Origin of the sequence: Mycobacterium decipiens (genome assembly GCF_963853665.1) — a bacterium.
GTDB lineage: Bacteria > Actinomycetota > Actinomycetes > Mycobacteriales > Mycobacteriaceae > Mycobacterium > Mycobacterium decipiens.
Genome location: NZ_OY970459.1, coordinates 1,823,779 through 1,848,793, shown reverse-complemented (window position 1 = coordinate 1,848,793; position 25,015 = coordinate 1,823,779). Strand labels below are relative to the sequence as shown.

Here is a 25,015-nt window from a genome sequence, read left to right as displayed (position 1 = left end):
CTCAAACTGATCCATCGAGGCGGTTCAATTGCTCCCGGACAGCCCCTTCCAGCCGGGCCGACTCCTCGAACGCCGTTAACAACTCCTTGGTCAGACGTGCGATCTTCTCGTCGATCGGCTCACCGTCGTCCTCGACCTCCGGCACACCGACGAAGCGCCCCGGGGTTAGCGCGTAGCCGGCAGCTCTGATCTCCGCTAGTGACACAGACCTACAGAACCCCGCAACATCTTCGTAGGAAACCCCTTTTGCGGCAGCCGATTTGCAGCCGCGCCACGCATGGTAGGTATCGCCAATCCTAGCGATTTCCTCGTTCGTCAAGGCGCGCTCGGCCCGGTCTACCAGGTAGCCGAATTCGCGGGCGTCGATGAACAGCACCTGCCCGGTCCGGTCGACCGACCCTTGCTCGCCCGCCGCCTTGTCTGTGGCGAAGAACCACAGGCAGACCGGGATTCCGGTGCTGCGGAACAGTTGAGTGGGTAACGCAACCATGACCGACACCAAGTCCGCTTCGACAATCCGCGCTCGAATATCGCCCTCCCCGTTGGAGTTGGATGACATCGATCCGTTTGCCAATACCACGCCGGCGTTACCGCCGGGCGCCAGCTTGGACAGGATGTGTTGAATCCACGCAAAGTTCGCATTGTTAGCGGGCGGAACGCCGAAGCGCCACCGCGGGTCATCCTCGCGGCGGGCCCAGTCTTTGATGTTGAACGGCGGATTGGCCATCACATAGTCCATCTGCACGTCCGGATGGTGGTCGCGGGCAAAGGTGTCACCCCACCGCGCGCCCAGGCCGGTGTCGTCGATGCCGTGGATGGCCAGGTTCATCTTTGCCATCCGCCAGGTTTCCTCGATGCTCTCCTGGCCGTAGATCAAAATGTCCTTCGGGTCGCCATCGTGCTCATAGAGGAATTTCTCGGCCTGCACGAACATGCCGCCCGAACCGCAGCACGGGTCGTACACCCGCCCGCTCGAAGGCTCCAGCACTTCGACGATTACCTTGACCACACTGGGCGGAGTAAAGAACTCGCCGCCCCGTTTCCCTTCTGCGCGAGCGAAGTTGCCGAGGAAGTACTCATAGACTTCACCCATCAGGTCCCGCGCGCGATGCTCGCCCTGTCGACTGAACCGGGCACCGTTGAGCAAGTCGATCAGCTCGCGCAGCCGGCGCTGGTCGATGTTGTCCACGTTGTGCAGCCGCGGCAGTGTCCCGTCGAGCGTCGGGTTTGCCTTCATCACGGCGTCCATCGCCTCGCCAATGAGCTGACCAGCGTTCGTTGCCGGCTCACGACCGACGGTCTGCTTTGCTTTTGCCTTCTCCGCCAAGAAGTTCCATCTCGCATTGGGCGGCACCACGAACACGCCGGCGCCGGGGCCCTGTTCGGTCTGCAACTCGTTGATGCGGTTGGCCGCCAACCTGGTACGGATCGCCGCGCGCCGTTCGTCATCGGCGTCGGAAAGGTACTTGAGGAACACCAGACCGAGGATCACGTCCTTGTATTGGCTGGCCGATAGCGACCCGCGCAGCTTGTCGGCGGACTTCCAAAGTGTGTCCTTGAGCTCCTTCATTGTCGATGGCGCCTGCGGCCGCCGCCTCTTCCTCTCAGGCATCATCTGCATACCCGGATCTTCTCGGACATCAGCAGCGGCAGAAGTGCATCGCGGCGCGCCGCCAAGTGCGCGGATTCGGTTCGTCGCCCATGGCACAGCGCACCCAGGCTCGCGATGGCTTTGGCTTGCCCGGCAGACAACCGCCGCACATCTCGCACCCGAACCCGCATAAGCTCCTGCGGTTGGATTCGTTGGCGGCTTCCTGTCATGCCCGCGACCATCTGTTGGAGCGTCGCCGTGACCTCGGGTTGCCGCAACGCTGACCACAAGGCGGAAGTATCGACGCCCATTGGCCGCAACACCACGAATTCGGTACTTGCCAATGCCATCTCCGACGGAAGACTCGTGACATTCCAAATTCGTGGAGTTCTCGGATTCATCTTCGGGAAGAGCACGCACGGCTCGGACAATACGAACTTGGTGCTCTTGATCGCTTGACCATCGACATGGCTGGGCTGGGCGCCATCGTCGAAAGCCGGAAAGCTGTAATGGGCAACCCTGGCATCGAATTTCTGCGGCCCAAGACACGCGGTCGACCTGCTCGCCAAGCTGGACAGGGTCGCGCAATCAGAGATGTGCCCGATCACCGCAAGCATCAGGTTCTCGGCGGCGTGAACAACACGCTGGTTAGCGGCTATCTTGTCGTCTAGGGCACCCAGAATCTCACCGATTCGCTGGCGGCCGGACGCGTCGACGGCGCAAACCGAAATGTCGCGCAGGATGCTCTGCCTAAGCAGGGGCTGTCCGGATCCGGCACGATATCGATTCAGTCCGCTGCCCTGCAGCGCGTAGTACCAATATCTCGTTTCCTCCGGACGCCTAGCCCGACAGACCAGCGCGTTGTCGGTCACCCACACATCGGAATCGCAATAACGCAAGCTCCCGCAATACGAACCGACCCGACCGACGACTATCAGCGGGCCGCGGGCATTGCTTTCGGCCGCATACCCGATTACGCCATTGGCGCCATAGACGGGATAACGGCCGTCGAAATCTCGCACCGGCGGAGCACTTCCGTTTGAGAAGTCAAGATGATCACCCAGCCTTACTCTCGCGGCGCCGTTCATCAGCAGGCCCGCTTGGCTGCTGTGCGGAGTTCGCCGGCCAGATCGCCCCGGCCGGACACGGAGATCCCGCCCAACCCCAGCCACGACGTCATACGGCTCAGCTCGCCGGTCAGCGCCTCGGCGACCCGGGCCCGCGGGATGTCGGGTTCGCCGAACGCGCCCACCACGCGCAGCGTGTTCGCGACGCGATCGGCTTTGAGATCCACCCGCGCGACCAACCGTCCGTCCAGCAGCAGCGGCCACACGTAGTACCCGTATCGGCGTTTTGCCGCCGGCGTGTAAATCTCGATGCGGTAGTGAAAGCCGAACAGGCGCTCCACCCGCGGCCGGAAGAAAATCAACGGGTCGAACGGACACAACAGCGCAGTGCCCCGGTCTCGGCGTGGCACGGTCCGTCCGGCCCGCAGATAGGCCGGCGCCGGCCAGCCCGCGACGCTGACCCGCTCAATCTCGCCGGCGGCCACCAGGTCAGCAACGGCCGGCTTGACCTGCTGGGCGGACAGCCGGAAGTAGTCGCGGATGTCGGCCTCGGTGCCCACACCCAGCGCGGTGGCGGCGCGCAGCGTCAGCTCGCGCACGGCCTCGCCGTCGTCAACCTCCCGGACCAACACGTCGCAGGGCAGCACCCGCTCCACCAAGTCGTAGTGGCGGGCAAAGCCGACCCGAGTGGCCGTCGTCAACACACCGGAGGCGAACAGCGCCTCAGCGACCCATTTGGTATCGCTGCGGTTCCACATTGCGTTATTCGAGGCTCGTTGGCCTCGGCGCGGCTCGGCGGCCAGGTACGCCTCGATCTGCCCGGCGGTGCTCGGCCCGAGCTCGGCGATGGCAGCGACGATGTCATCGGCAAGCTGCGGGTTGGCCTTGACGATATGGGTGCCCCAGCGGCCATGTCGATACTGGCGCATCCGCCAACGCAACAACGGCCAGTCGTCGACGGCCATCAGCGCGGCCTCGTGCGCCCAGTACTCGACCAGTAGCCGCGTCCGCGAGGGGCCCCAGGCGGCACGGTCGAGCACCTCACGGTCATAGGGGCCGAGCCTGCTGAACACCGGCGCGTAATGCGCGCGCACCGCCACCGACACCGAATCCAGCTGCAGCAGCTGGATTCGCGAGATCAGCCGGCTGAGATGGCGACGGGTAATCTGGCCGGCCGGCTTGGGCTCGGCGAAGCCCTGTGCCGCGACGGCCACCCGGCCGGCTTGCGCGGCGGTCAAGGTGCTCATGAGCGCGCGCCGCGACGATGCAGAGCGAAGCGATGAGAAGAAGCGGCGCTCATGAGCGCGCGCCGCGACGATGCAGAGCGAAGCGATGAGAAGAAGCGGCGCTCATGAGCGATGGTAGCTAAGGAACCGGTAGCGCAAGCCCGATCGGCTGAGGCGCCACTGGCCTGGCTCGCCCCGCCACGCCTGGTCGAGCACCGGGGCGAGTGCGTCGCCGGCATCGCGCGGCAGGTCGATGTCGACCTCGGTGATCTCACATCTGGTCGCGTGCGGCAGCGCCAGCGCATAGATCTGTCCGCCGCCGATCACCCACGTCTCCGGCTCACTCAATGCCTCCTCGAGCGAACCGACCACCTCCGCTCCCTGCGCCATGAAGCCAGTTTGGCGGCTCACTACGACATTTCGCCGGCCGGGCAGCGGCCGGACGCTGGCCGGCAGCGAATCCCAGGTCCGCCGGCCCATCACGACCGTGTGACCCATGGTGATCTGTTTGAAACGCGCCAAGTCCTCGGGCAACCGCCATGGGATGCCGCCGCCGCGGCCGATAACTCCTGAGGGCGCCTGAGCCCAGATCAGGCCCAGGACCGTCATACCGCGACAGGAGCCTTGATCGCCGGATACGGATCGTAGTCCTTGACAACAATGTCGTCGAAAGTGTAGTCGAATATCGAATCTCTGTGGGCCAGAACGAGTTTTGGGTATGGCCGTGGCTCGCGGCTGAGCTGCAGCCGGACTTGCTCCACGTGGTTGTCGTAGATGTGGCAGTCGCCGCCGGTCCAGATGAACTCGCCGACCGACAGGCCGGCCTGGGCGGCCATCATGTGGGTGAGCAACGCGTAGCTGGCGATGTTGAACGGCACACCGAGGAACAGGTCGGCGCTGCGCTGGTAGAGCTGACAACTCAGCCGGCCATCGGCGACGTAGAACTGGAAGAACGCGTGACACGGCGGCAGCGCCATTCGCGGGATTTCGCCGACGTTCCAGGCCGACACGATGATGCGCCGGGAGTCGGGGTCGGTGCGCAGCAAATCAAGCGCCCCGCCGATCTGGTCGATATGCTCACCCGAAGGAGCGGGCCACGATCGCCACTGCACGCCGTAGATCGGCCCGAGATCGCCTGTATCGCTTGCCCATTCGTCCCAGATGGTAACTCCGTGTTCGTGCAGCCAGCCAACGTTGGAGTCGCCGCGCAAAAACCACAGCAACTCGTAGACCACCGATTTGAAATGGACCCTCTTGGTGGTGATCAGCGGGAAGCCGGCAGACAGGTCATACCGCATCTGCTGGCCGAACAGGCTGCGGGTTCCGGTGCCGGTGCGGTCGGATTTGGCCGCGCCAGTTCCGAGCACGAGGCGCAGCAAGTCCTCGTAGGGCGTCGGGATCGGCACGCGGTCAGCTTAACGGCGATCGCAAGCGCGGCGAAGCGGGCGCGACGGGTCGACGCCAATAGATCTGCGCTCGGGCCACGGAGTACAACGGAGACCATGCCGAAGATCACCGACACCGTCGCCACTCCCGACGGCAGCTGCCCGGTACATCTGTTCGCCCCAGCCGGCCCTGGCCCCTGGCCCGGTGTGGTCATGTTCCCCGACGCGGGCGGCGTGCGCGTGACCTTCGACCAGATGGCGGCCAGGCTGGCCGGGTCGGGCTACGTGGTGCTGCTTCCCGATGTGTACTACCGCGAGGGCGACTGGGCCCCGTTCGATATGACCACCGTGTTCGGCGACGCCCAAGAGCGCGCGCGGATCATGTTCATGATGGGCACCCTGACACCGGACCGGGTGACCCGCGACGCCGGCGCGCTCTTCGACTACCTAGCCAGTCGCCCGGAGGTGGCCGGCCAACGATTCGGTGTCTGCGGTTACTGCATGGGTGGGCGGATGTCACTGGTGATCGCTGGCCGTCAAGCCGACCGTGTTGTCGCCGCAGCGTCCTTCCACGGCGGCGGCCTGGTGACCGACAACCCGGACAGCCCACACCTGCTGGCCGACCAGATCAGCGCCACCGTGTACATCGGCGGCGCCCAGAACGACGCGTCGTTCACCACCGACCACGCCGAGCAACTCGACAAGGCACTCACAGCGGCCGGTGTGCAGCACCGCATCGAGTGGTACCCGGCCGCCCATGGGTTCGCGGTCCCGGACAATCCGCCCTATGACACCGCAGCCGACGAACGGCATTGGGCGGCGATGACGGAGTTGTTCGGCGCCACACTGGCTCCCTAGGCCTGGCGAGCAGACGCAGAATCGCACAAGCCGGCGGCGTGTCGTGCGATTCTGCGTCTGCTCGCCGAACGACTCAGCTGGCCGGCAGGTCGACCAACGCGGCCAATCGGGCGCGGTGTCGGTAGGCGGTGCCCAGGGCCAACTGGTCGCTCTTGGCCCGCTTCAGGTACAGATGCGCCGGATACTCCCAGGTCATCCCGATACCGCCGTGCAGCTGGACACACTCCTCGGCGGCGTGCACGGCGACACCGCTGCAGTAGGCCTGAGCGATGGCCGCGGCGATGGCCGCGTCTGCGTCGCCGCGAGCGCGGGTGTCGGCGGCGTATCGGGCCGCCGCGGTGGCCGAACTCACCTCAAACCACAGGTCGGCCAGGCGGTGCTTGATCGCCTGATACGACCCAATCGCGCGGCCGAATTGCTTGCGCTGCTTCGTATAGGCCAGCGTGGTGTCGAAACACCATTGCGCCAGCCCGAGTTGCTCGGAGGCGAGTAGGGTCGCGCCCGTCTCCAGCGCCGCCGCGACCGCGCCGTGCGCCGGGCCGGTGCCGACCCGCGCCGACCGCGCCCCTGAGAACCGCACCTGGGCAAGGGGTCTGGTCATATCCAGCGCCAGCAGCGGCGACACCTCGACGCCGGCCGCGTCGCGAATGACGGTATGCAGCTCGGTTCCATCCTCACCCGCGACGGGCACCACCAGGATGTCGGCTTCGCTCGCGCCCGCCACGTTGCCGACCCAACCGGTCAGGCCGTCGGCGCCGATGCTCACCCCCGCGACCGGCTCGCCGGGCGCCGTCGACAGCGGCACCACCAGCGCCGCGGTGCGCACGCCCTGCGCCAACGCCGGCAGCGTTTCGGTATCGCCGGCGTGCAGCAGCGCAACCGTGGCCAGCACGGCGCTGGACAAAAATGGCACGGGTGCGACGGCCCGGCCGATCTCCTCCATGACCACCGCGGTCTCGCGGGCACCCGCGCCGGCGCCGCCGAGCGCCTCGGGCACCAGCAACCCCGCCACCCCCAGGTCGGCGGCCAGCGTCCGCCAGATCGCCGAAAAGTCGTGCGGCGGCATCTCGTAGGCCTGCGCTACCAATTCCGGCGGGCATCGGTCGGCGAACAATTGCCGAACGCTGTCCCGCAACGCGTCCTCGGTGTCCGAGTACAACAAGTCCGCGGCGCTCACCTGTCCAAGTCCTTCCAGGCGACGTCCTTATCGACGCGGTGCTCACCGGGCAGGCCGAGCACCCGCTCGGCGATCGTGTTGCGCAAGATCTCTGAGGTGCCGCCCTCGATCGAGTTGCCGCGTGCACGCAGGTAGCGATAGCCAGCCTGGCGACCGGTCAAGTCGACCGTTTCGGGTCTACGCAAAGTCCAGTCGTCATAGTGCAGTCCGGATTCGGCCTGCAGTTCCAGCTCGAAACCCGAGATCTGTTGTGCCAGACGGGCAAAAGCCACCTTCATGCCGGCACCTTCTGGGCCGGGCTGGCCGGTAGCGGCCCGCTGGCGCAGCCGCTCACCGGTCAGGCGGAACACCTCCGCATCCACCCACAGCCGCATCATCTCGTCGTGCATAGCCGGGTTACGCAACGCCGGTCGGTCACGCCACGCCTGGGCAACCTTGCCGATCATTCCGCCCTCCCGGGGAAGGCCGGTTCGCGAGCCGATAGCGACGCGCTCGTTGTTCAACGTGGTGGTCGCGACCCGCCAGCCACCACCTTCGGGGCCGAGCCGGTTCGCGTCGGGCACCCGGACATCGGTGAGGAAGACCTCGTTGAACTCCGCCTCGCCGGTGATCTGGCGTAGCGGCCGAATGTCGACGCCCGGCTGCGTCATGTCGCACAGGAAGTAAGTCAGGCCAGCGTGTTTGGGCACCGTCGGATCGGTGCGAGCGACCAGGATCGCCATCTGCGCGTGCTGCGCCATCGATGTCCAAACCTTCTGTCCGTTGACAATCCAATCCTGCGGGTGATGCGCGTCGCGGACGGCGCGGGTTGCCGCCGCAGCGAGATCAGACCCCGCACCCGGTTCGCTGAACAACTGGCAGTAGAGGTGTTCACCGGTAAACAACGGGCGCAGAAACTTTCGCTTCTGTTCCGCCGTCCCGAACGCCGCGATCGTCGGTGCCGCCATACCGATCCCGATGATGTTTCTGCCGCCGCCGGCCGGTGGCGCGCCCGCGGCCGCGAGCTGCGCGTCGACCTGAGCCTGGCACGTTCGCGGCAGGTCCAATCCGCCTTCGCCCCGCGGGAAGTACACCCACGCCAGCCCCGCGTCGAACCGCGCGCCGAGAAACTCCCGCGGGTCGCTGGTGGCCGGGTTGTGTTCGTCCAGCAGCGTCTTTACCCGCGCGTTCAGGTCGGCCGTGCTGCCTTCCTCAGTGCTCATTGCTGACCATTACCGCCGTGCGGCGGTGCCCGGAACCCCAGCGCGTTGCCGAGCACCAGACCCCCGTCGATCACCATCGTCTCGCCGGTGATCCAGCTCGCGGCGTCCGACACCAGGAATGCGACCGCACTCGCCACGTCGGCGGGCTCCCCGATACGCCCGAGCGCGATGGTCGCCGCGAGCGGATCCTCGTGGTCCTTCCACAGCGCCTCGGCGAGCCTGGTGCGAACCACGCCGGGGCAGATCGCGTTCACCCGGATGCGCGGTGAAAGTTCCAGCGCCAACTGCTTGGTGAGGTGGATCAGCGCGGCTTTGGTTGCGTTGTACATGCCCATGGCGGGCGACTGGTGCATCCCGCCAATGGAGGCGGTGTTGACCACAGCACCACCGTGCTGACCCATCCACGCCTTCACGACGAGCGAGGTCCACATCAGCGGTGCCCAGAGGTTGACGTCGAAGATCTTGGCGAAGCGGGCGTGGTCTTGGTCAATCAGCGGACCGTAGGCCGGGTTGGTTCCGGCGTTGTTGATCAGGATGTCCACCCTGCCGAAGCGCTCGAGGGTGAGGTCCACACAGCGCCGCGCGGCATCCTCGTCGACCGCGTGCGCACCAACGCCCAACGCGCGCTCACCGACCTGTGCCGCGGCCTCGTCGGCAGCTTCCTGCTTGCGGGCGGTGAGCACCACCTGGGCCCCGGCGGCTGCCAGCTGTTTGGCGATGGCAAGCCCGATGCCCCGCGATGCGCCGGTGATTATGGCGGTACGGCCGGTCAGATCCAGTGCGGTCATATGTTTGCCTTCGGTTGCTGTGGTGGCCGGACTCCGCCAGTGGCGAACATCGGTAGCGCCCAATCTCACGGGCAAATGTTTCATACCCGCGCACACGTGGTATGCGACAAGAATGTTAGCGAAATTTAACCCCATGAAACCACTGGTGGTGGCTGGGGCTGTCGCTACAGCGATTGCCGTAGCACCCACGGCGGCGGCTGAAATTTTCTCGGCCGGCCCGGCAACGGCCACCACTGTGACCACTCATTTTGCGACTAACGAGCCAGGCGGAGGCGGCTGCGACGCCAACGGCAACTGCGGTTCCGGCGGTGTGACCGGCGGTCCCGGCGGCGGTCCGGGCGGCAGTGGCTGCATCCCCGGCGTTGGTTGCGGCTCCGGAGGGGCCAACGCAGGTCCGGGCGGCGTGCCGGGCGGCAGCGGCTGCATCCCCGGCGTCGGCTGCGGTTCCGGCCACGGTTAGAGGCTCCCGGCTTCGGGAATCGGCCGGTCGAAACATCGGGCGGCCGATCGCCCCGGTGGGCGACACGACCGGCGAACTCGGGCGCGTGGCATGAGCCGCCGGTCGCGGCCATGCTTTTGCAGCACCACATTTCGAGTCGGTCGCTGGTTGGGCACAGTTCATCTGTGCCGTATCAAACGACGACCTGTTTGGGCATGACGATGGGCTTGAATCCGTATCGCGGCCCGGCATAGGCACCGGCGCCCTTCCCCGAAATCCCCGCCATCCCCGGCGCGCCCGGCATTGCGGTGACCGGCCCGGCTTCCTCGGGGACCGCCCAACCGGACCCGTCCAATGCCGTGCTGCCGGAAGTCATTGCCGGAGCGGCGGCGGACCAACTCGTCGGGACCGACAGGCCGCCGACCGAGGACGCCTCGCCCAGCCCCGCCATCAGCGGGGCTCCACCAAGGCCCGCTGGCGCTACCGCGTGCGTCAAACCCGCTGCTGCCGCGGCAGCCGGAACGGCGTCGACGGCTGCGGCCTCGCCTGCCGGGCTCAGGGCGGTAAGGGCGTGTCCGAGGAACACGGCGTTGGGGATGGCGGCCATGACGAACCACGCAGCGGTGTTGACCGCGCCATTGATGGCGTTCTGCACGAACGGGATACCGAGCAGGTCCTCGATGTCCTGAATGATGCCACCCAACCCGTCGGCCGCCGTTGTCAGCGGGGAAGCAAACCCCATTACCGCGTTCGGCAGGTTGCTGATCAGCGACCCCAGCCCCACCTGCTGAGCGGTGCCGGCCGCGGCGGCTTGGCTGACCGCGGCGGCTTGACTGGCCAGCCCGGCCAGGTTGGCGGTCTGCGACGGCGTTATCAGAGGATTCAACGTTCCGGCCGCCGCAGAGGAGGCCGCATAGCCGTACATCGCCAGCGCGTCTTGAGCCCACATCTCGCCGTAGTGGGCTTCGGTCGCCATGATTGCCGGTGTGTTTTGACCCAGAATGTTCGTCGCTACCAGTGCCGCGAGCAGCGCCCTGTTAGCAGCGACCTCCGCCGGCGGAACCGTCATGGCAAACGCCGCCTCATAGGCGGCCGCCGATGCCATGGCCTGTGCTGCCGCATGGGCCGCCGATTCAGCTGTGTAGGTCAACCAGGCCAGATACGGCTGGGCGGCCGCGACCATCGACATCGATGCCGGACCCAGCCACTGCTCCGTGGTCAGCTGCATGATTACCGACTCGACCGACGATGCGGTGGTGCTCAACTCGACGGCCAGGCCGTTCCACGCCGCGGCGGCGGCCATCATGGGTGTTGCACCAGCACCGACGTACATACGTGTGGAGTTGATTTCCGGGGGTAAAGCTCCAAAATCCATTTTCCTATCCCGATTCTCTATTGACGTCTATCGACCGAATTCCGCTTACTTCTCAGGTGCGAGCAATCGCATTGACCCGGCTCCCTATACGACCGCCGGCTTGGGCATGACGATGGGTTTGGCGCCGTAGCGCGGTGCACCGAAGCCGGCGCCATTGCGCGTGGCCGAGGCCAATCCCGGCATCCCGGGAATGACCGTCCCCGCGGCGGATTGCGGCGCAGCGGTCGTCCAGCCAGCGCCGTGCAGGGTGTTGGTGCTCGATACCAGGGTGGCTTGTCCGGCCCAGCTGGGCGGCACCGACAATGCACCGATCGACGATGCCCGACCGAGGCCGGCCGCAAGCGGGGCCGCGCCCAGACCAGCCGCGATCGGAGCCTCGCCGACGGCCGCCTCTGCCGCCCCCAACTCCGACAGGCCGGCGCCCTCCAAACCCTCCGCGACGGCGGCCTGCTCGGCTGCTGGAAGCAGACCACCACTGGTCAGCCCTAACAAGTCCGACGCGGCGGAGGCCCAGTTCCCGGCGCCAATGTTGAAGATGTTGGCAATATCGGACACCCAGGGGGGCAACTGACTAGGCGTGGAACCCAAGATGCTCGCGAGACCCGACAAGGGCGAAGCCGCCGCGGATGAGTTGGCGGCCTCGGTGGCGGCATACGTACCAGCGCTGATCCCCAGGGTCTTCACAAACATGTCGTACATCGCCGCTGCTTCGGCACTGACCTGCTGGTAGAGAGTGCCGTACGCGGTGAATAACGACGCCTGCAGCGCCGATACCTCATCACTGGCCGCGGGAATCACGCCCGTAGTGGTCGGGGCCGCTGCGGCCGCATTCTGGGCGACCATCGCGGAGCCGATGGTCTCCAGCTTGCCAGCCGCAGCAGTCAACTCTTCCGGCTGTGTCGTCAGGAATGACATCGAATGCTCCTCATGTGTGAAATAGGCCCTGCAGGGTTCGGAACCTGTGTATTTGCTGATCAACCCCTGCGCGTTAGCTGATCAGAGCCTGTGTACGCAGAATTAAGGCTAACGATCCATACCTCCACAGACCTGGTGGAAAGGTGCTAGCGCTAGGTCCATTTACGGCTTCTTAACGCCGGCGCCGGCCGTTTTAACACGGTCCTTTCGAGCGTGGCATCAAACCGGTGACCGCAGCAGCGAAATGAAACACACCGCGCAGGATTGTTAGCGCTTTGTGGCTCCGGCAGCCGTTTAGCAGCGCGCTGACGGAGCTTTCTTGCCGATTGGGCCCCGCCATTTCCTTCGACAACGCCGGACCCCACCCGGTGTCGGCTGGATCAGAAGAGGCCTTGCTTGGGCAGCACAGTCGGCTTGACCCCATACCGCGGCCCGGCGCCGACGGCGGCGCTCCTGGCGGTTGCGACCATTCCAGGCGCAGGCGGCAGCGCTGCGATCGGTCCGTCCTCGTCGGGAACCGCCCAGCCGGTGCCGTCCACGGCGGTACGGACGGTCGTCGCCGGTATCGCGGTAGACCAGTTGGCCGGCACCGACAGGCGACCGACCGTGGACGCACTGCCCAAACCGGCCGACAGCGGTGTTGGGGCCACAGCAGCTGCTTTGAGCTTGCTACCCGCAATGGCGGCGCTACCGATGCCAACGCTTTGGTCGCCGGCGACGAGGAGCGCCGCGTTGGCCATGCCGTTCAGGGCAAAGTCCGCCACGCCGCCCAAACCGTGAAACACGTTTAGTACGAACGGATTTAGGGGATGCGTGAGTATCTGCCTGAGCGCGTCCAGCCCCGCCGCATCGGCCGCCGACATGATTGGGGAGGCGAGGCTCATGACAGCGTTTGCGACGTTGGTGATCAGGTTGCTAAGACCTACCTGCTGCGCGGAACCGGACGCGGCGGCCCGGCCAACAGCGGCGGCTTGGTTGGCGATCCCGGCCGGATTAGTGCTGTGCGACGGCCTGGTCAGCGGGTTCAGTCTGGCGGCCACCGCCGAGGAGGCCGCATAGCCGTACATGGCCGAAGCGTCTTGGGCCCACATTTCGCCGTAACGTGCCTCGGCAGCCGCGATGGCCGGCACGTTTTGACCAAGGATGTTGGTCGCTATCAGTTCGGCCGACAGGGCTCTGTTGGCAGCAACCTCGGCCGGGGGCACCGTCATCGCAAATGCCGACTCAAAGGCGGCCGCAGACGCCATGGCCTGTGTCGCCGCGAGCGCCGAGGATTCAGCGGTGTAGGTCAACCAGACCAGGTAGGGCTGCGCAGCGGCGACCATCGACAGCGACGCGGGACCCATCCACTGCTCGGTGGTCAGCCGGGTGATGACCGACTCGAAGGAGGACGCAGCGGTGCTCAACTCCGAAGCTATGCCGTTCCACGCGGCCCCGGCCGCCAGCAGGTCTGTCACGCCCGCGCCGCCGTACATGCGCGCGGAGTTGATCTCCGGAGGCAGAGCTCCAAAATCCACTTAGGCGTTCCGTTTCTGGTCGAGGCAGTGGTGGCCGGTGCTCCATCTAAGGCATCCATTATTCCATCAGGGCCGCCACGGCGCGCCCAGCTCGCCGCGGCCGGTCGCGGCGTCCACAGAGCCCGACTCATCCCATTAACTGTGCGGCGACGGTTGCTCCGAGGTTCCAGCATGCCTCGATGTCGGCCTTGGTCGGCCTGCCCATCACCACGACGGTCTCGGCAGCTTGCACCCAACCCAGGCCGGTTGTGATCGTGTCGACGGCTCGCTCGGCTCCCTCGGTGCCCTCGTTGCCGTGGATGTATGCGCCGAACGAACGCCCACGGGTGGTGTCCAGGCACGGGTAGTAGCAGACATCGAAGGCGTGCTTGAGGGCACCACTGATGTAACCGAGATTGGCCGGAGTGCCCAGTAGGTAGCCGTCGGCCTCCAGCATGTCGATGGGCGCAACCGTCAGGGCGGGTCGCCGCACCACCTCCACGCCCTCGATCTCGGGATCGGTCGCACCGGACACCACCGCCTCAAACATCGCCTGCAGGTGCGGAGACGGCGTGTGGTGAACGATCAAGAGGCGCGGCACCGCAGGCCCCTCGGACCAAAAGCGGAGCAATCGACCAGGTGGTGCATCAGCGTCCCTCGAGCTCCAGTGCCGTCTTCATCGCTTCCCGCGCGCGACGCCGATCCCCCGCGTAGTCGTAGGCGCGGGCCAGCCGGTACCAGCGGCGCCAGTCGTCGGGGTCGCTGTCCAGCTCGGTGCGCACGGTATCGAACAACGCATCGGCCGCGGCACGCTCAATGCGACCCGAAGCCCGGCGCGGCAGCGCACTGGCATCGAGCTCCAGTCCGTCTTCAGCGATCAAGCGGGCCAGCCGCTGATGCGCGAATCCGGCCCGCAGCGTGGCGATCATGGCCCACAGTCCAATGCCGGGCAGGATCAGCAGCGCCAGCCCCAGACCGACCGCCGCGGCCCGGCCCGAACCGATCATCGCGACGGCGATACGTCCAAGTATGACCAGGTACACCGACATCGCCACGCACAGGAACGCGATCAGCAACTGGATATGCAGGGTGCGTCCGGTCATCGGCGCGGTCATCGCAGCTCGAGTAGGGGCTCAAGACCTACGGTGAGACCAGAGCGTTCCCGGATACGGCGCACCGCCAACAGCACACCCGGCACAAACGATGTGCGGTCGAGACTGTCGTGGCGGATGGTCAGCGTCTCCCCCTCGGTACCGAACAACACCTCCTGGTGAGCGATGAGGCCGGCCAGCCGCACCGCGTGCACCGGTATGCCGTCGACGTCGGCGCCGCGCGCGCCCGGCAGGCTGGTGCTGGTGGCGTCGGGGTTGGGCGGCAGGCCTTTTCGGGCCTCGGCGATCAGCTTCGCGGTGCGCGCGGCTGTGCCCGACGGAGCGTCAGCCTTGTGCGGGTGATGCAGCTCGATGACCTCGGCCGAGTCGAAAAACCGCGCGGCCTGCTGGGCGAAATGCATGGACAGCACCGCTCCGATCGCGAAGTTCGGCGCGATCAACACCGATGTGTGGGGCTTTGCGGCGAGCCACGATTCGACTTGCTGCAACCGCTCGGCGGTGAAGCCCGTGGTTCCGACGACGGCGTGAATTCCGTTTTCGACGACGAACTCCAAATTTCCCATCACCACGTCCGGGTGGGTGAAGTCGATGACGACCTCGGTGTTGCCTTCGGTCAGCAGGCTCAGCGGATCACCCGCATCCACCTCAGCGGACAGGGTCAGGTCGTCGGCCGCCTCCACCGCCCGAACCATCGTCGCACCGACTTTGCCCTTGGCTCCCAGCACCGCTACCCGCATGGCCTTCACCCTAGACCGGGCGGCTTGGTCCAGAATTTGGTGCTAGGAGGACCTCACCAGCGATCTGTCAGTGGTCGTGCGAAGGTGCAAACTGTGGCACCTGGTCCGCTGGCACCGAATACATGAACTCCTCGATGCGGTCGATGAGGCCGTGCTCGAACCGGAAGTACACCGCGGCGTGAACCTCGCTGCACGACCCGTCGGCCATACTCAGACGCAGTACGTGTTGCTGGAGTACTTCGTTGGAATTTTTGAACTGCCGGACTACATCGAACTGCAGTGAATTGGCTGTTGCGGCAAAGGATTCAAAATGCTCCAACACCGCACCGACCGTCTGCTCCCCGCTAGCGTCGTTGTGCCACACGGTGGCTGCGTCGGTACACATAGTCCGAGCACCGGTGAAGTCGTACGCCTCCAGACGCCGCAGGAAGCTGGTCGCCATCTCACCGATATCCTGTTCCATATCGAGCTCTCCTGTTCCTCAAAATTTCACGGTTGCCGGGTTCCGGGGTCTGTCGAATAGGTTGGGGATGAACTCCCCGCACCGCCGCGGTTCGGAATCGGTGTCGTTCAGCGGGTGCAATGACCGGCTGAACGCGGGGTTCACGAACAGCCCGATCGAGTACCGGTCCCGCTGCTGCGGAGTGGGTACCTGGTGCCGCAGCGCCCGATACTGCCCACCGCTCCACCATGCCAGCAGGTCGCCGACTATTACGGTGATCAGGTCACCGCCGCCGGGCATATCGATCCACTCTCCGTTGTGTTCGGCTTGCAGCCCCCCGCCGTCCTCCTGCAAGACGATGCCGAGCAGGCCGAAGTCGGTGTGCGGGGCGTGTCCGAACTTCTCACCGGTGCGGGCAAAGTGCGGATCGACCACCCGGTAGCGGTGCAGTCGCATACACGTGTATGGCTCGGCGAGGTGCACGCGCAGTCCATCGGAGCCCAGCGTTAGTCCACGCGCCAGCGGCACACTCAGGTCCCGACACAGCTCCTGCACTTGATCAAACAGTGCCACCACGGCGTGTTCAAAGCCGGGCAGCTGCCTCGGCCACCGGTTCGGCCCGTGGAACGGGGTGCCGGCCCTCACCAACGGGTGGTCCGGGCCAAGATCCGGCCCGATCTGGAACACTTCCTTGAGGTCCGGTTCCCGACCGTGGCTGGTCTCCGAGCGGTGCTCGATCCAGCCATGGTTACTACGGTCGGCCGCGACCGACCGCCGGACTTCCACTGGCAGCTCGAAGAACCGCCGCGCTTGCCGGAACGCCTCGCCGGTGGCGGTGAGTCCATAGCCGGTGGCGACAAATCCGCCGAAATCCCGGCAGGCCGCCGCGACCTGCTCGGTGAGCGCAGGCTCAGCGGGATCGATGCGCAATGCCGAGCAGTCAACAATGGGGACACAGGAGGTGGTCGCGCCGGTCATTCGGGCTCGATGCCCCGCGGGAACCGCTCTTCACGAGAAATACTCGACATCAAGGTTTCCTCTCTTTCTATGGCGTTGCTCTATGCATTTCCGTGGACGAAGTCCCGCTCCGCCCGCGCTGCCTGACCAAGCGAAGCTAAAGCAGGTTCAGGTGGCGAAGGTCGGTTACGTACTTGCCAATGAGGGCTGCCGATAGCCGGGGAATGTCCTCTTCGGGACCGACCTTGGCGGCTTGCACGGCGGCGCGGAAGCGTTCGGCGGGTAGCACCGAACCGGGGTTGGCGTGCTGGGGTTGCGCAAAGGCGTGCAGCAGGGGCAGCACCGAGTGCTGACGCTGTTTGTCCGGTAGGGCACGAAGCGCCGCCGTGAATCGGGTGAGCCAGTCGTCATAGTCAACGACCCGCTGGATCGGGTGGCCGGCCGCGATGAGCCAGTCGACAAAGGTATCCAGCGAAATGGCGTCGTCGTGCGGGTTCACCACATTGAATGTCTGGTAACCCTCGATCGCTTGCGCGCCCAGCATGGCAATCGCCTGGGCGGTGAAGTCGACCGGCAGCCCGTCGTAGTGCGCGCGTGTGCCGGTCCGATAGAACGAGCCCGGCGCGATGCCGGTGGCAACCACGCCGTGCAGCAGGCGGGTGAACATGTCGGGCACATTCAACTGCCCCAGATACCTGCTGTGCGCCAGGATCATGTCCGACCGGAAAGTGGCCACCGGCAAACCGAACAGATCGTGTGCCTCGCGGAGTAGAACCTCGCCGGCCCACTTGCTGGTCGCGTACCCGTTGGCGTAGCCCTGATCGATGTGCCGCACCGGGCTGGTGGCACGGATGTCGGCGTTCTCGTCGACGGTTGCGGCGGCAGCTCCGGTCTGCACAGCGGCGGTGGATACATACGTGACGGGCTTGATCCGCGTGGCGAGTGCCAATCGAAGGAGTTCCGCCGTACCAACGACATTGGGCCCGAACAACTCGGAGTAGGGCAGCACGTGGTTGACGAGGGCCGCCGGGTGGACGATCAGGTCCACGGTGTCGGCCAGCCGGTTCCAGGTGTCCCCGCCCAAGCCCAGGTGCGGCTCACCGATATCACCCGCGAGCACTTCGAGGGCCGCCTCGGCCAGTTTTTGGTACCGCTCGAGCAGTTCGGCATCGCCACTGTCGAAGGCCTGCTCGAGCCGCTTCGCCGCTACGGTTGGATCGCTACCGCGGACGACGCAGATCAACTTGCCGCCCGCGGGCGCCAGGCGCTGAAGCCACTCCAGGCACAGGAATCGGCCGAGGTAGCCGTTGGCCCCGGTCAGCAAGACGGTCCGCAGCGCCCCGGCGGGGCGGGGCAGCATGGCGGCGGCGGCGAGCGTCGATGCGTCGATGAACTTGTCCAAGGTGAGGTCTGCGGCACGCACTTCGGAGCAGTTCTCGCCGTGTACGGAGGCGAATGTTGGCCGAGTTGCCCTGGATTCGCGTTGTGCCTCAATGTATTTCGCCACCTTCGGCAGGTCGTTGGCCGGGCTGATGACCACTGCCACCGGAACCTCAATGCCGAATATGTCCTGCATAAGGGTGCAAAACGATAGCGCGGACAGGGAATCCCCACCCAGATCGGTGAAGTGCACCTGGGCGCGCAAGTCGGTGGTCGGGTGGCCTAGTAGTGCCTGGGCAGCCCGACAGACCGTCTCCAGCACCGGCTGATCCGGCCCCGCTTGCCGCAGTTGGCGCAACTGCTCGGCCTGTGCGTCGGCAAGTTCGATGTAGCGCTGTTCGAGGGCCCGGCCGTAGCGCTGCTTGAGTCTGGGCCGCAGCAGTTTGTGACTGTCGGCAAGCAGTCCGTTCCCAACAGTGAAGGGTTCGAGTTCAATCAGAACGTCACGCGGGATCTCGTACCGGTTGAGTTCGGCACCCTTGGCGATCTGCTGGAGTGATTCGGTGAGCAGTTTCCGCAGTGACTTGACGTCCGTACCGGCCCTGGCCAACGCGGCCGGGGCGGGCACCACCACCGCGAGCAGGTAGGGGCGCTCGCTGTTGCCGTACAAGAAGATCTGCCGGATCAGGGGGCTGCCGAGGAAGATGGTTTCCAGGCGGGAGACGGCCACGAACTCGCCCTGGGACAGTTTCAGGACGTCCTTGACCCGGTCCACGTAGACCAACCGGTCGAAGCCGATCTCGGCCATGATGTCACCGGTTCGGTAGTAGCCATCCTCGTCGAACACCTCGGCGGTGGCCTTGGGTCGCTTGAAGTACCCGGGAATTATGGTCTCCGACTTGAGTAGCAGCTCCCCCCGCGGATGCGGCCTATCTGTTCGGAAGTAACCCAGTTCCGGGACGTCGACCAGCTTGTACTCAATCACCGGCGGACGTTGCACCACCGTGTCGAGCAGCACTCCACCGGCTTCGGTGGAACCGTAACCGATGTGCAGGTGCAGATTCAGGCAGGACTCGACGAACGACACCATCTCGGCGGATAGTGGGGCGGTACCGACGAAAGCCTTGGCGACACGTCCGCCCAGTAAGTTCTCCCGCAGGTCGGCCTTGACGGCCATCTCGATGTCACCCGGCTCGCCACCTCGCCTGGCCAGTTCGCTCTGGTAGTGCTGAAAAAGCACATCGCACACGCGCGGAACCATGGTCAGCTCCGTGGGCCGAACCAGCGCAATGTCCTCGAACAGGGTGGATAGGTCGCTCGCGGCGGTGAAGTAGCCGATACCACCGCGGGCGAGCAGACCCATCAGCGACATGCGACCGGCGAGATGGCTTTGCGGCAGGTAGTGGACGCCGATTGGGGGAACGTCGTCGGACCCGTAGGTAAACCCGTTCCATATGGTGCGGACCAGCCGCTGGGTGTACATGGCCCCCTTGGGGGTCCCGGTACTGCCGGACGTGTAGATAAGCAGGGCCAAGGCATCCTCGCCCGCGTCGGCGGTGAACAGGGGAGCCGGCGGCAGGTCGGTACCATGTTCGATTACCGTGGCCAGCGACTCGACCACCACCGAGCGGCCGAGGTCGGCCAGGCGCCGCCGCGCGGAATCGAAGGTTTCGCGCTGACCAATGATCTCGGGGTGATAGTCGAATACGATCACGCGCTGGATCGACGTGCCCCCGATGACGGCTTCGACAGCGGTATTCAGGCGCTCAATGCTTGCCGCGAGCACGTGGGTCTCGGTCTCCGCGATAATCGGCCACAGCTGCGACAGTGGCGCGCTGGACTGTAAGGGCACGGACACGATGCCCGAGTGCATGCATGCCAGGTCGAGCGTCGCGTAGTCGGTGCTGCTGAAACCCAGGATGCCGATCCGATCGCCCGCGCTCAACGGATACCGCCGGTCGTGGTACCACTCGCTGGCGATGGCACGGACGCGGGCCCACAGCTCGCGATAGCTGATGGTGTCGAACCTCGGGAGCAGCCGCCCCGTCGCAGACTTCCTGGCGCGTTCGCCCAGGGCCGGCCGGTCCCCGTGACCCTCCATGACGGCCGCCATGACCTGGGCGAGTCCCTTGCTCGGATCATGCACGACCGTGGTGATGGCCGCTCGCGCTTCGGCCATGATCAGCTCATCACCAGATGACCGGCAGCGCGTCCAGCCCGCGGATGAGACGATCGGTCCGCCAGGACAACTGCTCCGCCGGCACCGCCAGGCGCAGACCGGGCAGCCGGCGAATCAGGGACTCGAGCGTGAGCCGCAACTCCATCCGCGCCAACTGCGCGCCGAGGCAGTGGTGCACCCCGTAGCCGAAGGCGAGATGTGGGATGCTCCTGCGATGGAAGTCGATCACCTCGGGGTGGTCGAACACCTCGGGATCCCGGTTGGCCATGGAGAATTCGACCACCACGGCGTCGCCGGCGCGGATGGTTCTGCCGCTGAGTTCGACGTCCGCTGTGGCGATACGGGTGAAGCCGGCGGAAGCACTGATCGGGATTGTTCGGGACAGCTCCTCGACCGCGGCGGGTATCAGACCGGGCTGGGCAACGAGTTTCCGCCACAACTCGAGATTGGTCAGCAATGTGTAGACGAAGTTGCCGAGCTGGTTGGCGGTGGCCTCGTGGCCGGCGGACAGCAGACTCACCCCGATGCCGATCAGATCCTCGTCGTTGAGCCGATCCCCGTCGTCCGGTGCGGTGACCAGTGCCGCGAGCAGATCATCCGTGGGGGCAACGCGACGCCGGGCGATTTGACCGGCGAGGTAGTCATTGAGGTGTTCACGGGCCTGCGTGGCCTGTTCCGGATCGGACAGCATGAGCAGGTCGTCCACCCAGACGGTGAACCGGTCGCGGTCGGTAATAGGCACGCCGAGCAACTCGCAGACCACCGTGATCGGCAGTGGCCAGGTCAGCGCCTTGGCCAGGTCGCCGGGCGATCCGGCGGCAATCATGGTGTCCAGCAGCCCGTCCACGATCTGCTGGACGCGCGGGCGCAACGATTCGACGCGACGGACCGTGAACGCGCGAATCACACGGCGCCGCAGTCGGCTGTGCTGCGGCGGATCCATGCTCAGCATCGATGTGCTGGGTAATCCGGCAGCGATCGTTCGGGGCACGTCCTCGCCCACGGCGGCGGCGCGGCTGAACCGCGGATCGGACAGCACCGTCTTGACATCCGCGTGGCGCGTCACCAGCCAGGCGTCTCCGCCGAAAGGCAGACGCACGCGCAGCACCGGTTGTTCCCGGCACATCTCGGCCAGCGCCGAATCCACCTCGAGCCCGTCGACCGGACCGAACGGATAGGCCAGCACCTCTTCCCCCGTCGCGGTCATCCTGTCATCCCTTTCAGCCCCGGCAAGCAATCGCCGGCGAATACTTGTATTGCTGATCGTCGACTCACAGAGCCGCGACGCGCCCACCATCGATGACGAGATTGCTGCCGGTGATCCATTTGGCGCGTTCGGAGATCAGAAAACCAACCGCCTCCGCGATGTCGGACGTCTGACCGATCCGTCCGAGCGGAATTTCGTCGGCCCATGTTTCCGAACCCGATCGCCGATCCTGGCCGAGATACTCGAGAACCTTCTCGCGGGCCTCGTCTGCCCCTGGTGTCATCACATTTCCAAGAGAAACGGCGACGACGCGGATACCCTGCGGCGCCAACTCGACCGCGAGCCCCTTGCTGTATACCTCGAGGGCGGACTTGGCGGCGGCATAGTGCAGGATCATCGGGTAAGACGAAATGGTGGCAATAGAAGAAACGTGCAGGATGACCCCGCCGCCGCTCGCGCGCATGGACGGCACGAGTGCGGAATTGAGTCGAACGGCGGCAAGGAAATTGATATCCATCGTGTATTGCCAGTCGTTCTCGATGTCTAACGCACTCTGAAAGGCGCGACAACCACCCGCGTTGTTGACGATGATATCCACGCCGCCAAGGATTTCCAATGCGGCATCCGCGAATTCGCGCACACCGTCGGGCGTGCTGAAATCCACTCTCACGAACTTGGCAGCAGACGGCGTTTTCTCGGTCGAACTACGAGCACCGGTGACAACCGTAGCGCCGGTGTCGAGCAATTTTTGCACGATCGCGGCGCCGATACCACGGCTACCGCCGGTAACTACGGCCCGCTTACCTTCCAACTCGTCGGAAATCGACGCGCTAAGGCGACTCTGACTCACCCTGGACTCCACGCTCTACCTCGGTTAAATACTGAAACCAGTATCAACAATTTTGCCGGTGCGGTCAAAATGATTATTTCGATCCGCCAAATCGCATCATGCGATTCAAGAGGAATATCTACGCTATTGCCTCGGCCACCATGCCAGGGACCACGACCGACCTCTCACTCCTGCTGGCCGGTCGACTGAAGCGTCGAACCGCGGGCCGTTCGACCAGCAGGTAGAGGGCCACCGCGAGGGCGAAGCTGATCACGACAGTCAGCAGGCCGCGGACCAGCCACATCGGCAAGGATGCAGTCACCACTCCGCCCGTAGCGTGCACGGCGTCGAGCGGGCCGTACTCGATGACGAGCCAGTGCACCATATAGAAGGCGAACGAGATCTCGCCGAGCCATACCATGGTCCGACCGCTGAAAGGCGTTCGCACACCGCACATGTCGGCGCTGGCGCATGCTGCGATCGCCAGTGCGATCGGAAGCGCGGCCGGCGCAGCGGACACGCGGAATACACCGGGCAGGTTGGACTGGATCACCATACTGGTGAGGACTAAAAGAAACGCCGGCGCCATGCCCAGGCGGATCCATTTGCCGGTCATCATGATTCGCGCCATCAGAATACCGAGAACGAACTCGAGCAGCCGGACGACGGGAAAGCCGTAGGCGAACCAGCTCTGCCACAGTGGAATCGTCGGGGCCCACGACGTGACCGGCTGTGCCGGCAACATCAGGGCAACGAACGGGACGACGATGATCACCGTGACAACACCTGCCACCCACCACCACAACCGCTCGCCGCGGATGCGCTTGATCAACCGGATCAGCCATGGGAACGCGAGGTAGAACATTACCTCACAGCAGAGGAACCAAACCGGCACATTGATACCGACCAGCCCGCCGAGCGCGTCGAAGTTGGGAATCCAAGCCTGGATCAGCAACAGCACCGGAATCGTGTTGATCACCATGATCGGCACGCTGGCAGAGACCATCAACGCAATGGTGATCGCGAAAGTCACTAAATGGTTCGGAAATATCCTCACCAGACGCCGACGCCAGAACAGCCACGCGGTGTCGTTCGGATCGGCAGCCAATGTGAGAATGAACCCGCTGAGTATGAAGAAGAAAGTCAACGGCCCCAAGGTCGTGAACACCGACGGCACGCCGGGGCACAGACCGAACAGGTGAACGGCCAGCACGGCACCGGCCGCGATCGCTCGCAGACCGGACAATGACGGCATGCGAATCGAGCGGGTTGGGGATTCAAGCGCGGGCACAACCGCTCCTTTCTAGTTTCAACTCGGACCACTATTGACGAACCCCTCGGATATCGTCAACACGTTTATTTCGATCCACCGAATCGAGTAATGCTATCCAGTGGATCCGATTTCGGTCCACTACACAGCGACCCAACCTGAAGCGCGTTACTATATCGAAAACAGACGCGCATAGAGCGTCTGCGTATTAGCAACGCAAACAATTCAGGAGAAATAATGGCCAGCCTGGACGAGCCGTTCATCGTGGGCAATCTGAAGCTACCCAACCGCATCGTGATGGCACCGATGACCAGGACGCAGTCCCCCGGTGGCGTGCCCGGTCCGGACGTGGCTAAGTACTACGCCCGCCGGGCGGCCAACCAGGTCGGACTGATCATCACCGAAGGCACCTACATCAACTGCGCCGCTGCCGGCGCCTTCGAGAACGTGCCCCACTTCTACGGCGAGCAGTCCCTCGCCGGCTGGGCCCACGTGGCGCGGCAAGTGCATCAGGCCGGCGGCAGGATCATTCCGCAGCTGTGGCACACCGGGCTTGCGCGCACCGAAACCGACCCGCCCGCCGAAGGCCCGTCCGGGCTCGGGCTCGACGGCACCCCCACCGGGAAAGCCATGACCCAGCGAGACATCGACGACACGGTGGCCGCGTTCACCGAAGCCGCCGCGACCGCCGAGCGACTCGGGTTCGACGGCATCGAGGTGCACGGCGCGCACGGCTACCTGATCGACAGTTTTCTGTGGCGGGATACCAACCGGCGCACCGACCGCTACGGCGGCGATCCCGCCTCCCGCGCCTGCTTTGCCGCCGAGATCGTGCAGGCCATCCGTGCGACCGTCAGCCCGGGATTCCCGATCTTCTTCCGGCTCTCCCAGTGGAAGATGAACAACTACCAGGCCCGCATCGCGGAGAATCCCGACGAGTTGGCGCAACTGCTGACCCCGCTGGCCGACGCCGGTGTCGACGCGTTCCACGCCTCCACTCGCCGCTACTGGCTGCCCGAATTCGACGGCAGCGACCTCAATTTGGCCGGCTGGGCACGCAAGCTCACCGGCAAGGTCGCCGTGACGGTCGGCTCGGTTGGCATGGACCAGCAGTACGGCGACGGCGGCGACTTCACTTCGGGCTTCACCCAGCGGTCCGGCGTGACCGGCATCGGCGAGCTGGTCGCCCGCCTGGAACGCAACGAATTCGACCTCGTCGCAGTGGGCAGGGCGCTGCTAGCCAACCCGGACTGGGCGGCAAGAGTGCTGCGCGGCGAACTGGCCGAGATGGCCCCCTACGACCCAGCCATCCTGGCGACCCTGTCCTGACCCGGGCACGCCGCGCCGCGCACGAGCAGGTGCCAGACGGTAGCCGACGAAACC

At 65.4% G+C, this 25,015-nt stretch carries 23 protein-coding genes; 3 read left to right on the top strand and 20 right to left on the bottom strand.

The window, feature by feature from the left end; genetic code table 11:
- Position 1: 1 nt before the first annotated feature.
- The 5 genes from AADZ55_RS08415 to AADZ55_RS08395 all read right to left on the bottom strand — a co-directional run bounded on the left by AADZ55_RS08415 (position 2) and on the right by AADZ55_RS08395 (position 5,290).
- A complete protein-coding gene (locus AADZ55_RS08415) occupies positions 2 to 1,612 on the bottom strand; it encodes a type I restriction-modification system subunit M (RefSeq protein WP_085323972.1) in 1,611 nt (536 codons plus the stop codon).
- Positions 1,612 to 2,679 carry a restriction endonuclease subunit S gene (locus AADZ55_RS08410; protein ID WP_085323833.1) on the bottom strand — a complete coding sequence of 356 codons (1,068 nt, stop codon included), beginning with the start codon at positions 2,677 to 2,679 and terminating at the stop codon, positions 1,612 to 1,614. The genes AADZ55_RS08415 and AADZ55_RS08410 overlap by 1 nt, the downstream gene beginning before the upstream one ends.
- On the bottom strand, positions 2,679 to 3,905 hold the full coding sequence (locus AADZ55_RS08405; RefSeq protein WP_085323834.1) for a winged helix-turn-helix domain-containing protein: 1,227 nt from the start codon (positions 3,903 to 3,905) through the stop codon (positions 2,679 to 2,681). The genes AADZ55_RS08410 and AADZ55_RS08405 overlap by 1 nt, the downstream gene beginning before the upstream one ends.
- 102 nt (positions 3,906 to 4,007) lie before the next feature.
- The gene (locus AADZ55_RS08400; protein WP_085323835.1) at positions 4,008 to 4,493 is read right to left on the bottom strand and encodes a dihydrofolate reductase; all 486 of its coding nucleotides are present in this window, start codon (positions 4,491 to 4,493) and stop codon (positions 4,008 to 4,010) included.
- On the bottom strand, positions 4,490 to 5,290 hold the full coding sequence (locus AADZ55_RS08395) for a thymidylate synthase (RefSeq protein ID WP_085323836.1): 801 nt from the start codon (positions 5,288 to 5,290) through the stop codon (positions 4,490 to 4,492). The genes AADZ55_RS08400 and AADZ55_RS08395 overlap by 4 nt, the downstream gene beginning before the upstream one ends.
- A gap of 96 nt (positions 5,291 to 5,386) precedes the next feature.
- Between AADZ55_RS08395 and AADZ55_RS08390 the strand changes: the two genes are divergently transcribed.
- Positions 5,387 to 6,127 carry a dienelactone hydrolase family protein gene (locus AADZ55_RS08390; RefSeq protein ID WP_085323837.1) on the top strand — a complete coding sequence of 247 codons (741 nt, stop codon included), beginning with the start codon at positions 5,387 to 5,389 and terminating at the stop codon, positions 6,125 to 6,127.
- Positions 6,128 to 6,200: 73 nt separating this feature from the next.
- Here the strand turns inward: AADZ55_RS08390 and AADZ55_RS08385 are convergent, their stop codons facing one another.
- The 3 genes from AADZ55_RS08385 to AADZ55_RS08375 are packed head-to-tail and all read right to left on the bottom strand — an operon-like array spanning position 6,201 to position 9,294.
- Entirely contained in the window at positions 6,201 to 7,304 is a 1,104-nt protein-coding gene (locus AADZ55_RS08385; protein WP_085323838.1) for an acyl-CoA dehydrogenase family protein, read from the bottom strand.
- Positions 7,301 to 8,506, bottom strand: coding sequence for an acyl-CoA dehydrogenase family protein (locus AADZ55_RS08380; protein WP_085323839.1), 1,206 nt, complete (start codon positions 8,504 to 8,506; stop codon positions 7,301 to 7,303). Before AADZ55_RS08380 ends, AADZ55_RS08385 begins: the two co-directional genes overlap by 4 nt.
- The gene (locus AADZ55_RS08375) at positions 8,503 to 9,294 is read right to left on the bottom strand and encodes an SDR family oxidoreductase (RefSeq protein ID WP_085323973.1); all 792 of its coding nucleotides are present in this window, start codon (positions 9,292 to 9,294) and stop codon (positions 8,503 to 8,505) included. The genes AADZ55_RS08380 and AADZ55_RS08375 overlap by 4 nt, the downstream gene beginning before the upstream one ends.
- Before the next feature lie 133 nt (positions 9,295 to 9,427).
- Here AADZ55_RS08375 and AADZ55_RS08365 point away from each other — a divergent pair, with 133 nt between their 5' ends.
- Positions 9,428 to 9,754 carry a PE-PGRS family protein gene (locus AADZ55_RS08365; RefSeq protein WP_085323840.1) on the top strand — a complete coding sequence of 109 codons (327 nt, stop codon included), beginning with the start codon at positions 9,428 to 9,430 and terminating at the stop codon, positions 9,752 to 9,754.
- Between the two features lie 172 nt (positions 9,755 to 9,926).
- Here the strand turns inward: AADZ55_RS08365 and AADZ55_RS08360 are convergent, their stop codons facing one another.
- The 12 genes from AADZ55_RS08360 to AADZ55_RS08305 form a co-directional block, all read right to left on the bottom strand.
- A complete protein-coding gene (locus tag AADZ55_RS08360) occupies positions 9,927 to 11,108 on the bottom strand; it encodes a PPE family protein (RefSeq protein WP_085323841.1) in 1,182 nt (393 codons plus the stop codon).
- An 84-nt stretch (positions 11,109 to 11,192) separates the two neighbouring features.
- Positions 11,193 to 12,023: a PPE family protein, SVP subgroup gene (locus AADZ55_RS08355; RefSeq protein WP_085323974.1), complete on the bottom strand. Its 831-nt coding sequence runs from the start codon at positions 12,021 to 12,023 to the stop codon at positions 11,193 to 11,195.
- A gap of 380 nt (positions 12,024 to 12,403) precedes the next feature.
- The gene (locus AADZ55_RS08350) at positions 12,404 to 13,540 is read right to left on the bottom strand and encodes a PPE family protein (RefSeq protein WP_085323842.1); all 1,137 of its coding nucleotides are present in this window, start codon (positions 13,538 to 13,540) and stop codon (positions 12,404 to 12,406) included.
- A gap of 127 nt (positions 13,541 to 13,667) precedes the next feature.
- Positions 13,668 to 14,120: a flavodoxin family protein gene (locus AADZ55_RS08345; RefSeq protein WP_085323843.1), complete on the bottom strand. Its 453-nt coding sequence runs from the start codon at positions 14,118 to 14,120 to the stop codon at positions 13,668 to 13,670.
- A gap of 46 nt (positions 14,121 to 14,166) precedes the next feature.
- Complete coding sequence (locus AADZ55_RS08340) at positions 14,167 to 14,622, bottom strand: hypothetical protein (protein WP_085323975.1); 456 nt, start codon at positions 14,620 to 14,622, stop codon at positions 14,167 to 14,169.
- Positions 14,623 to 14,630: 8 nt separating this feature from the next.
- Positions 14,631 to 15,368 (bottom strand): 4-hydroxy-tetrahydrodipicolinate reductase, encoded by a 738-nt coding sequence (dapB, locus tag AADZ55_RS08335; protein ID WP_085323976.1) that lies wholly within the window; start codon positions 15,366 to 15,368, stop codon positions 14,631 to 14,633.
- 67 nt (positions 15,369 to 15,435) lie between these two features.
- Positions 15,436 to 15,831 (bottom strand): nuclear transport factor 2 family protein, encoded by a 396-nt coding sequence (locus AADZ55_RS08330; RefSeq protein ID WP_085323844.1) that lies wholly within the window; start codon positions 15,829 to 15,831, stop codon positions 15,436 to 15,438.
- A gap of 18 nt (positions 15,832 to 15,849) precedes the next feature.
- Positions 15,850 to 16,788: a 2-oxoglutarate and iron-dependent oxygenase domain-containing protein gene (locus AADZ55_RS08325; protein ID WP_085323845.1), complete on the bottom strand. Its 939-nt coding sequence runs from the start codon at positions 16,786 to 16,788 to the stop codon at positions 15,850 to 15,852.
- Between the two features lie 136 nt (positions 16,789 to 16,924).
- Positions 16,925 to 20,326: a carboxylic acid reductase gene (gene car, locus AADZ55_RS08320; protein ID WP_085323846.1), complete on the bottom strand. Its 3,402-nt coding sequence runs from the start codon at positions 20,324 to 20,326 to the stop codon at positions 16,925 to 16,927.
- 10 nt (positions 20,327 to 20,336) lie between these two features.
- Positions 20,337 to 21,533 carry a cytochrome P450 gene (locus tag AADZ55_RS08315; protein ID WP_085323847.1) on the bottom strand — a complete coding sequence of 399 codons (1,197 nt, stop codon included), beginning with the start codon at positions 21,531 to 21,533 and terminating at the stop codon, positions 20,337 to 20,339.
- A 64-nt stretch (positions 21,534 to 21,597) separates the two neighbouring features.
- Positions 21,598 to 22,383 carry an SDR family oxidoreductase gene (locus AADZ55_RS08310; protein WP_242670008.1) on the bottom strand — a complete coding sequence of 262 codons (786 nt, stop codon included), beginning with the start codon at positions 22,381 to 22,383 and terminating at the stop codon, positions 21,598 to 21,600.
- Positions 22,384 to 22,501: 118 nt separating this feature from the next.
- Complete coding sequence (locus AADZ55_RS08305; RefSeq protein ID WP_133056396.1) at positions 22,502 to 23,653, bottom strand: acyltransferase family protein; 1,152 nt, start codon at positions 23,651 to 23,653, stop codon at positions 22,502 to 22,504.
- 216 nt (positions 23,654 to 23,869) lie between these two features.
- On the opposite strand from AADZ55_RS08305, the gene AADZ55_RS08300 reads away from it, so the two are divergent.
- Positions 23,870 to 24,961 carry an NADH:flavin oxidoreductase gene (locus tag AADZ55_RS08300; protein WP_085323849.1) on the top strand — a complete coding sequence of 364 codons (1,092 nt, stop codon included), beginning with the start codon at positions 23,870 to 23,872 and terminating at the stop codon, positions 24,959 to 24,961.
- Positions 24,962 to 25,015 lie beyond the last annotated feature (54 nt).

Coding starts and splice junctions, on each gene's coding strand:
- AADZ55_RS08315 (WP_085323847.1), bottom strand. CDS start 21,533: ATGACCGCGACGGGGGAAGAGGTGCTGGCCTATCCGTTCGGTCCGGTC.
- AADZ55_RS08365 (WP_085323840.1), top strand. CDS start 9,428: ATGAAACCACTGGTGGTGGCTGGGGCTGTCGCTACAGCGATTGCCGTA.
- AADZ55_RS08380 (WP_085323839.1), bottom strand. CDS start 8,506: ATGAGCACTGAGGAAGGCAGCACGGCCGACCTGAACGCGCGGGTAAAG.
- dapB (WP_085323976.1), bottom strand. CDS start 15,368: ATGCGGGTAGCGGTGCTGGGAGCCAAGGGCAAAGTCGGTGCGACGATG.
- AADZ55_RS08390 (WP_085323837.1), top strand. CDS start 5,387: ATGCCGAAGATCACCGACACCGTCGCCACTCCCGACGGCAGCTGCCCG.
- car (WP_085323846.1), bottom strand. CDS start 20,326: ATGGCCGAAGCGCGAGCGGCCATCACCACGGTCGTGCATGATCCGAGC.
- AADZ55_RS08360 (WP_085323841.1), bottom strand. CDS start 11,108: ATGGATTTTGGAGCTTTACCCCCGGAAATCAACTCCACACGTATGTAC.
- AADZ55_RS08415 (WP_085323972.1), bottom strand. CDS start 1,612: ATGCCTGAGAGGAAGAGGCGGCGGCCGCAGGCGCCATCGACAATGAAG.
- AADZ55_RS08375 (WP_085323973.1), bottom strand. CDS start 9,294: ATGACCGCACTGGATCTGACCGGCCGTACCGCCATAATCACCGGCGCA.
- AADZ55_RS08300 (WP_085323849.1), top strand. CDS start 23,870: ATGGCCAGCCTGGACGAGCCGTTCATCGTGGGCAATCTGAAGCTACCC.
- AADZ55_RS08330 (WP_085323844.1), bottom strand. CDS start 15,831: ATGGAACAGGATATCGGTGAGATGGCGACCAGCTTCCTGCGGCGTCTG.
- AADZ55_RS08405 (WP_085323834.1), bottom strand. CDS start 3,905: ATGAGCACCTTGACCGCCGCGCAAGCCGGCCGGGTGGCCGTCGCGGCA.
- AADZ55_RS08410 (WP_085323833.1), bottom strand. CDS start 2,679: ATGAACGGCGCCGCGAGAGTAAGGCTGGGTGATCATCTTGACTTCTCA.
- AADZ55_RS08400 (WP_085323835.1), bottom strand. CDS start 4,493: ATGACGGTCCTGGGCCTGATCTGGGCTCAGGCGCCCTCAGGAGTTATC.
- AADZ55_RS08355 (WP_085323974.1), bottom strand. CDS start 12,023: ATGTCATTCCTGACGACACAGCCGGAAGAGTTGACTGCTGCGGCTGGC.
- AADZ55_RS08340 (WP_085323975.1), bottom strand. CDS start 14,622: ATGACCGGACGCACCCTGCATATCCAGTTGCTGATCGCGTTCCTGTGC.
- AADZ55_RS08325 (WP_085323845.1), bottom strand. CDS start 16,788: ATGACCGGCGCGACCACCTCCTGTGTCCCCATTGTTGACTGCTCGGCA.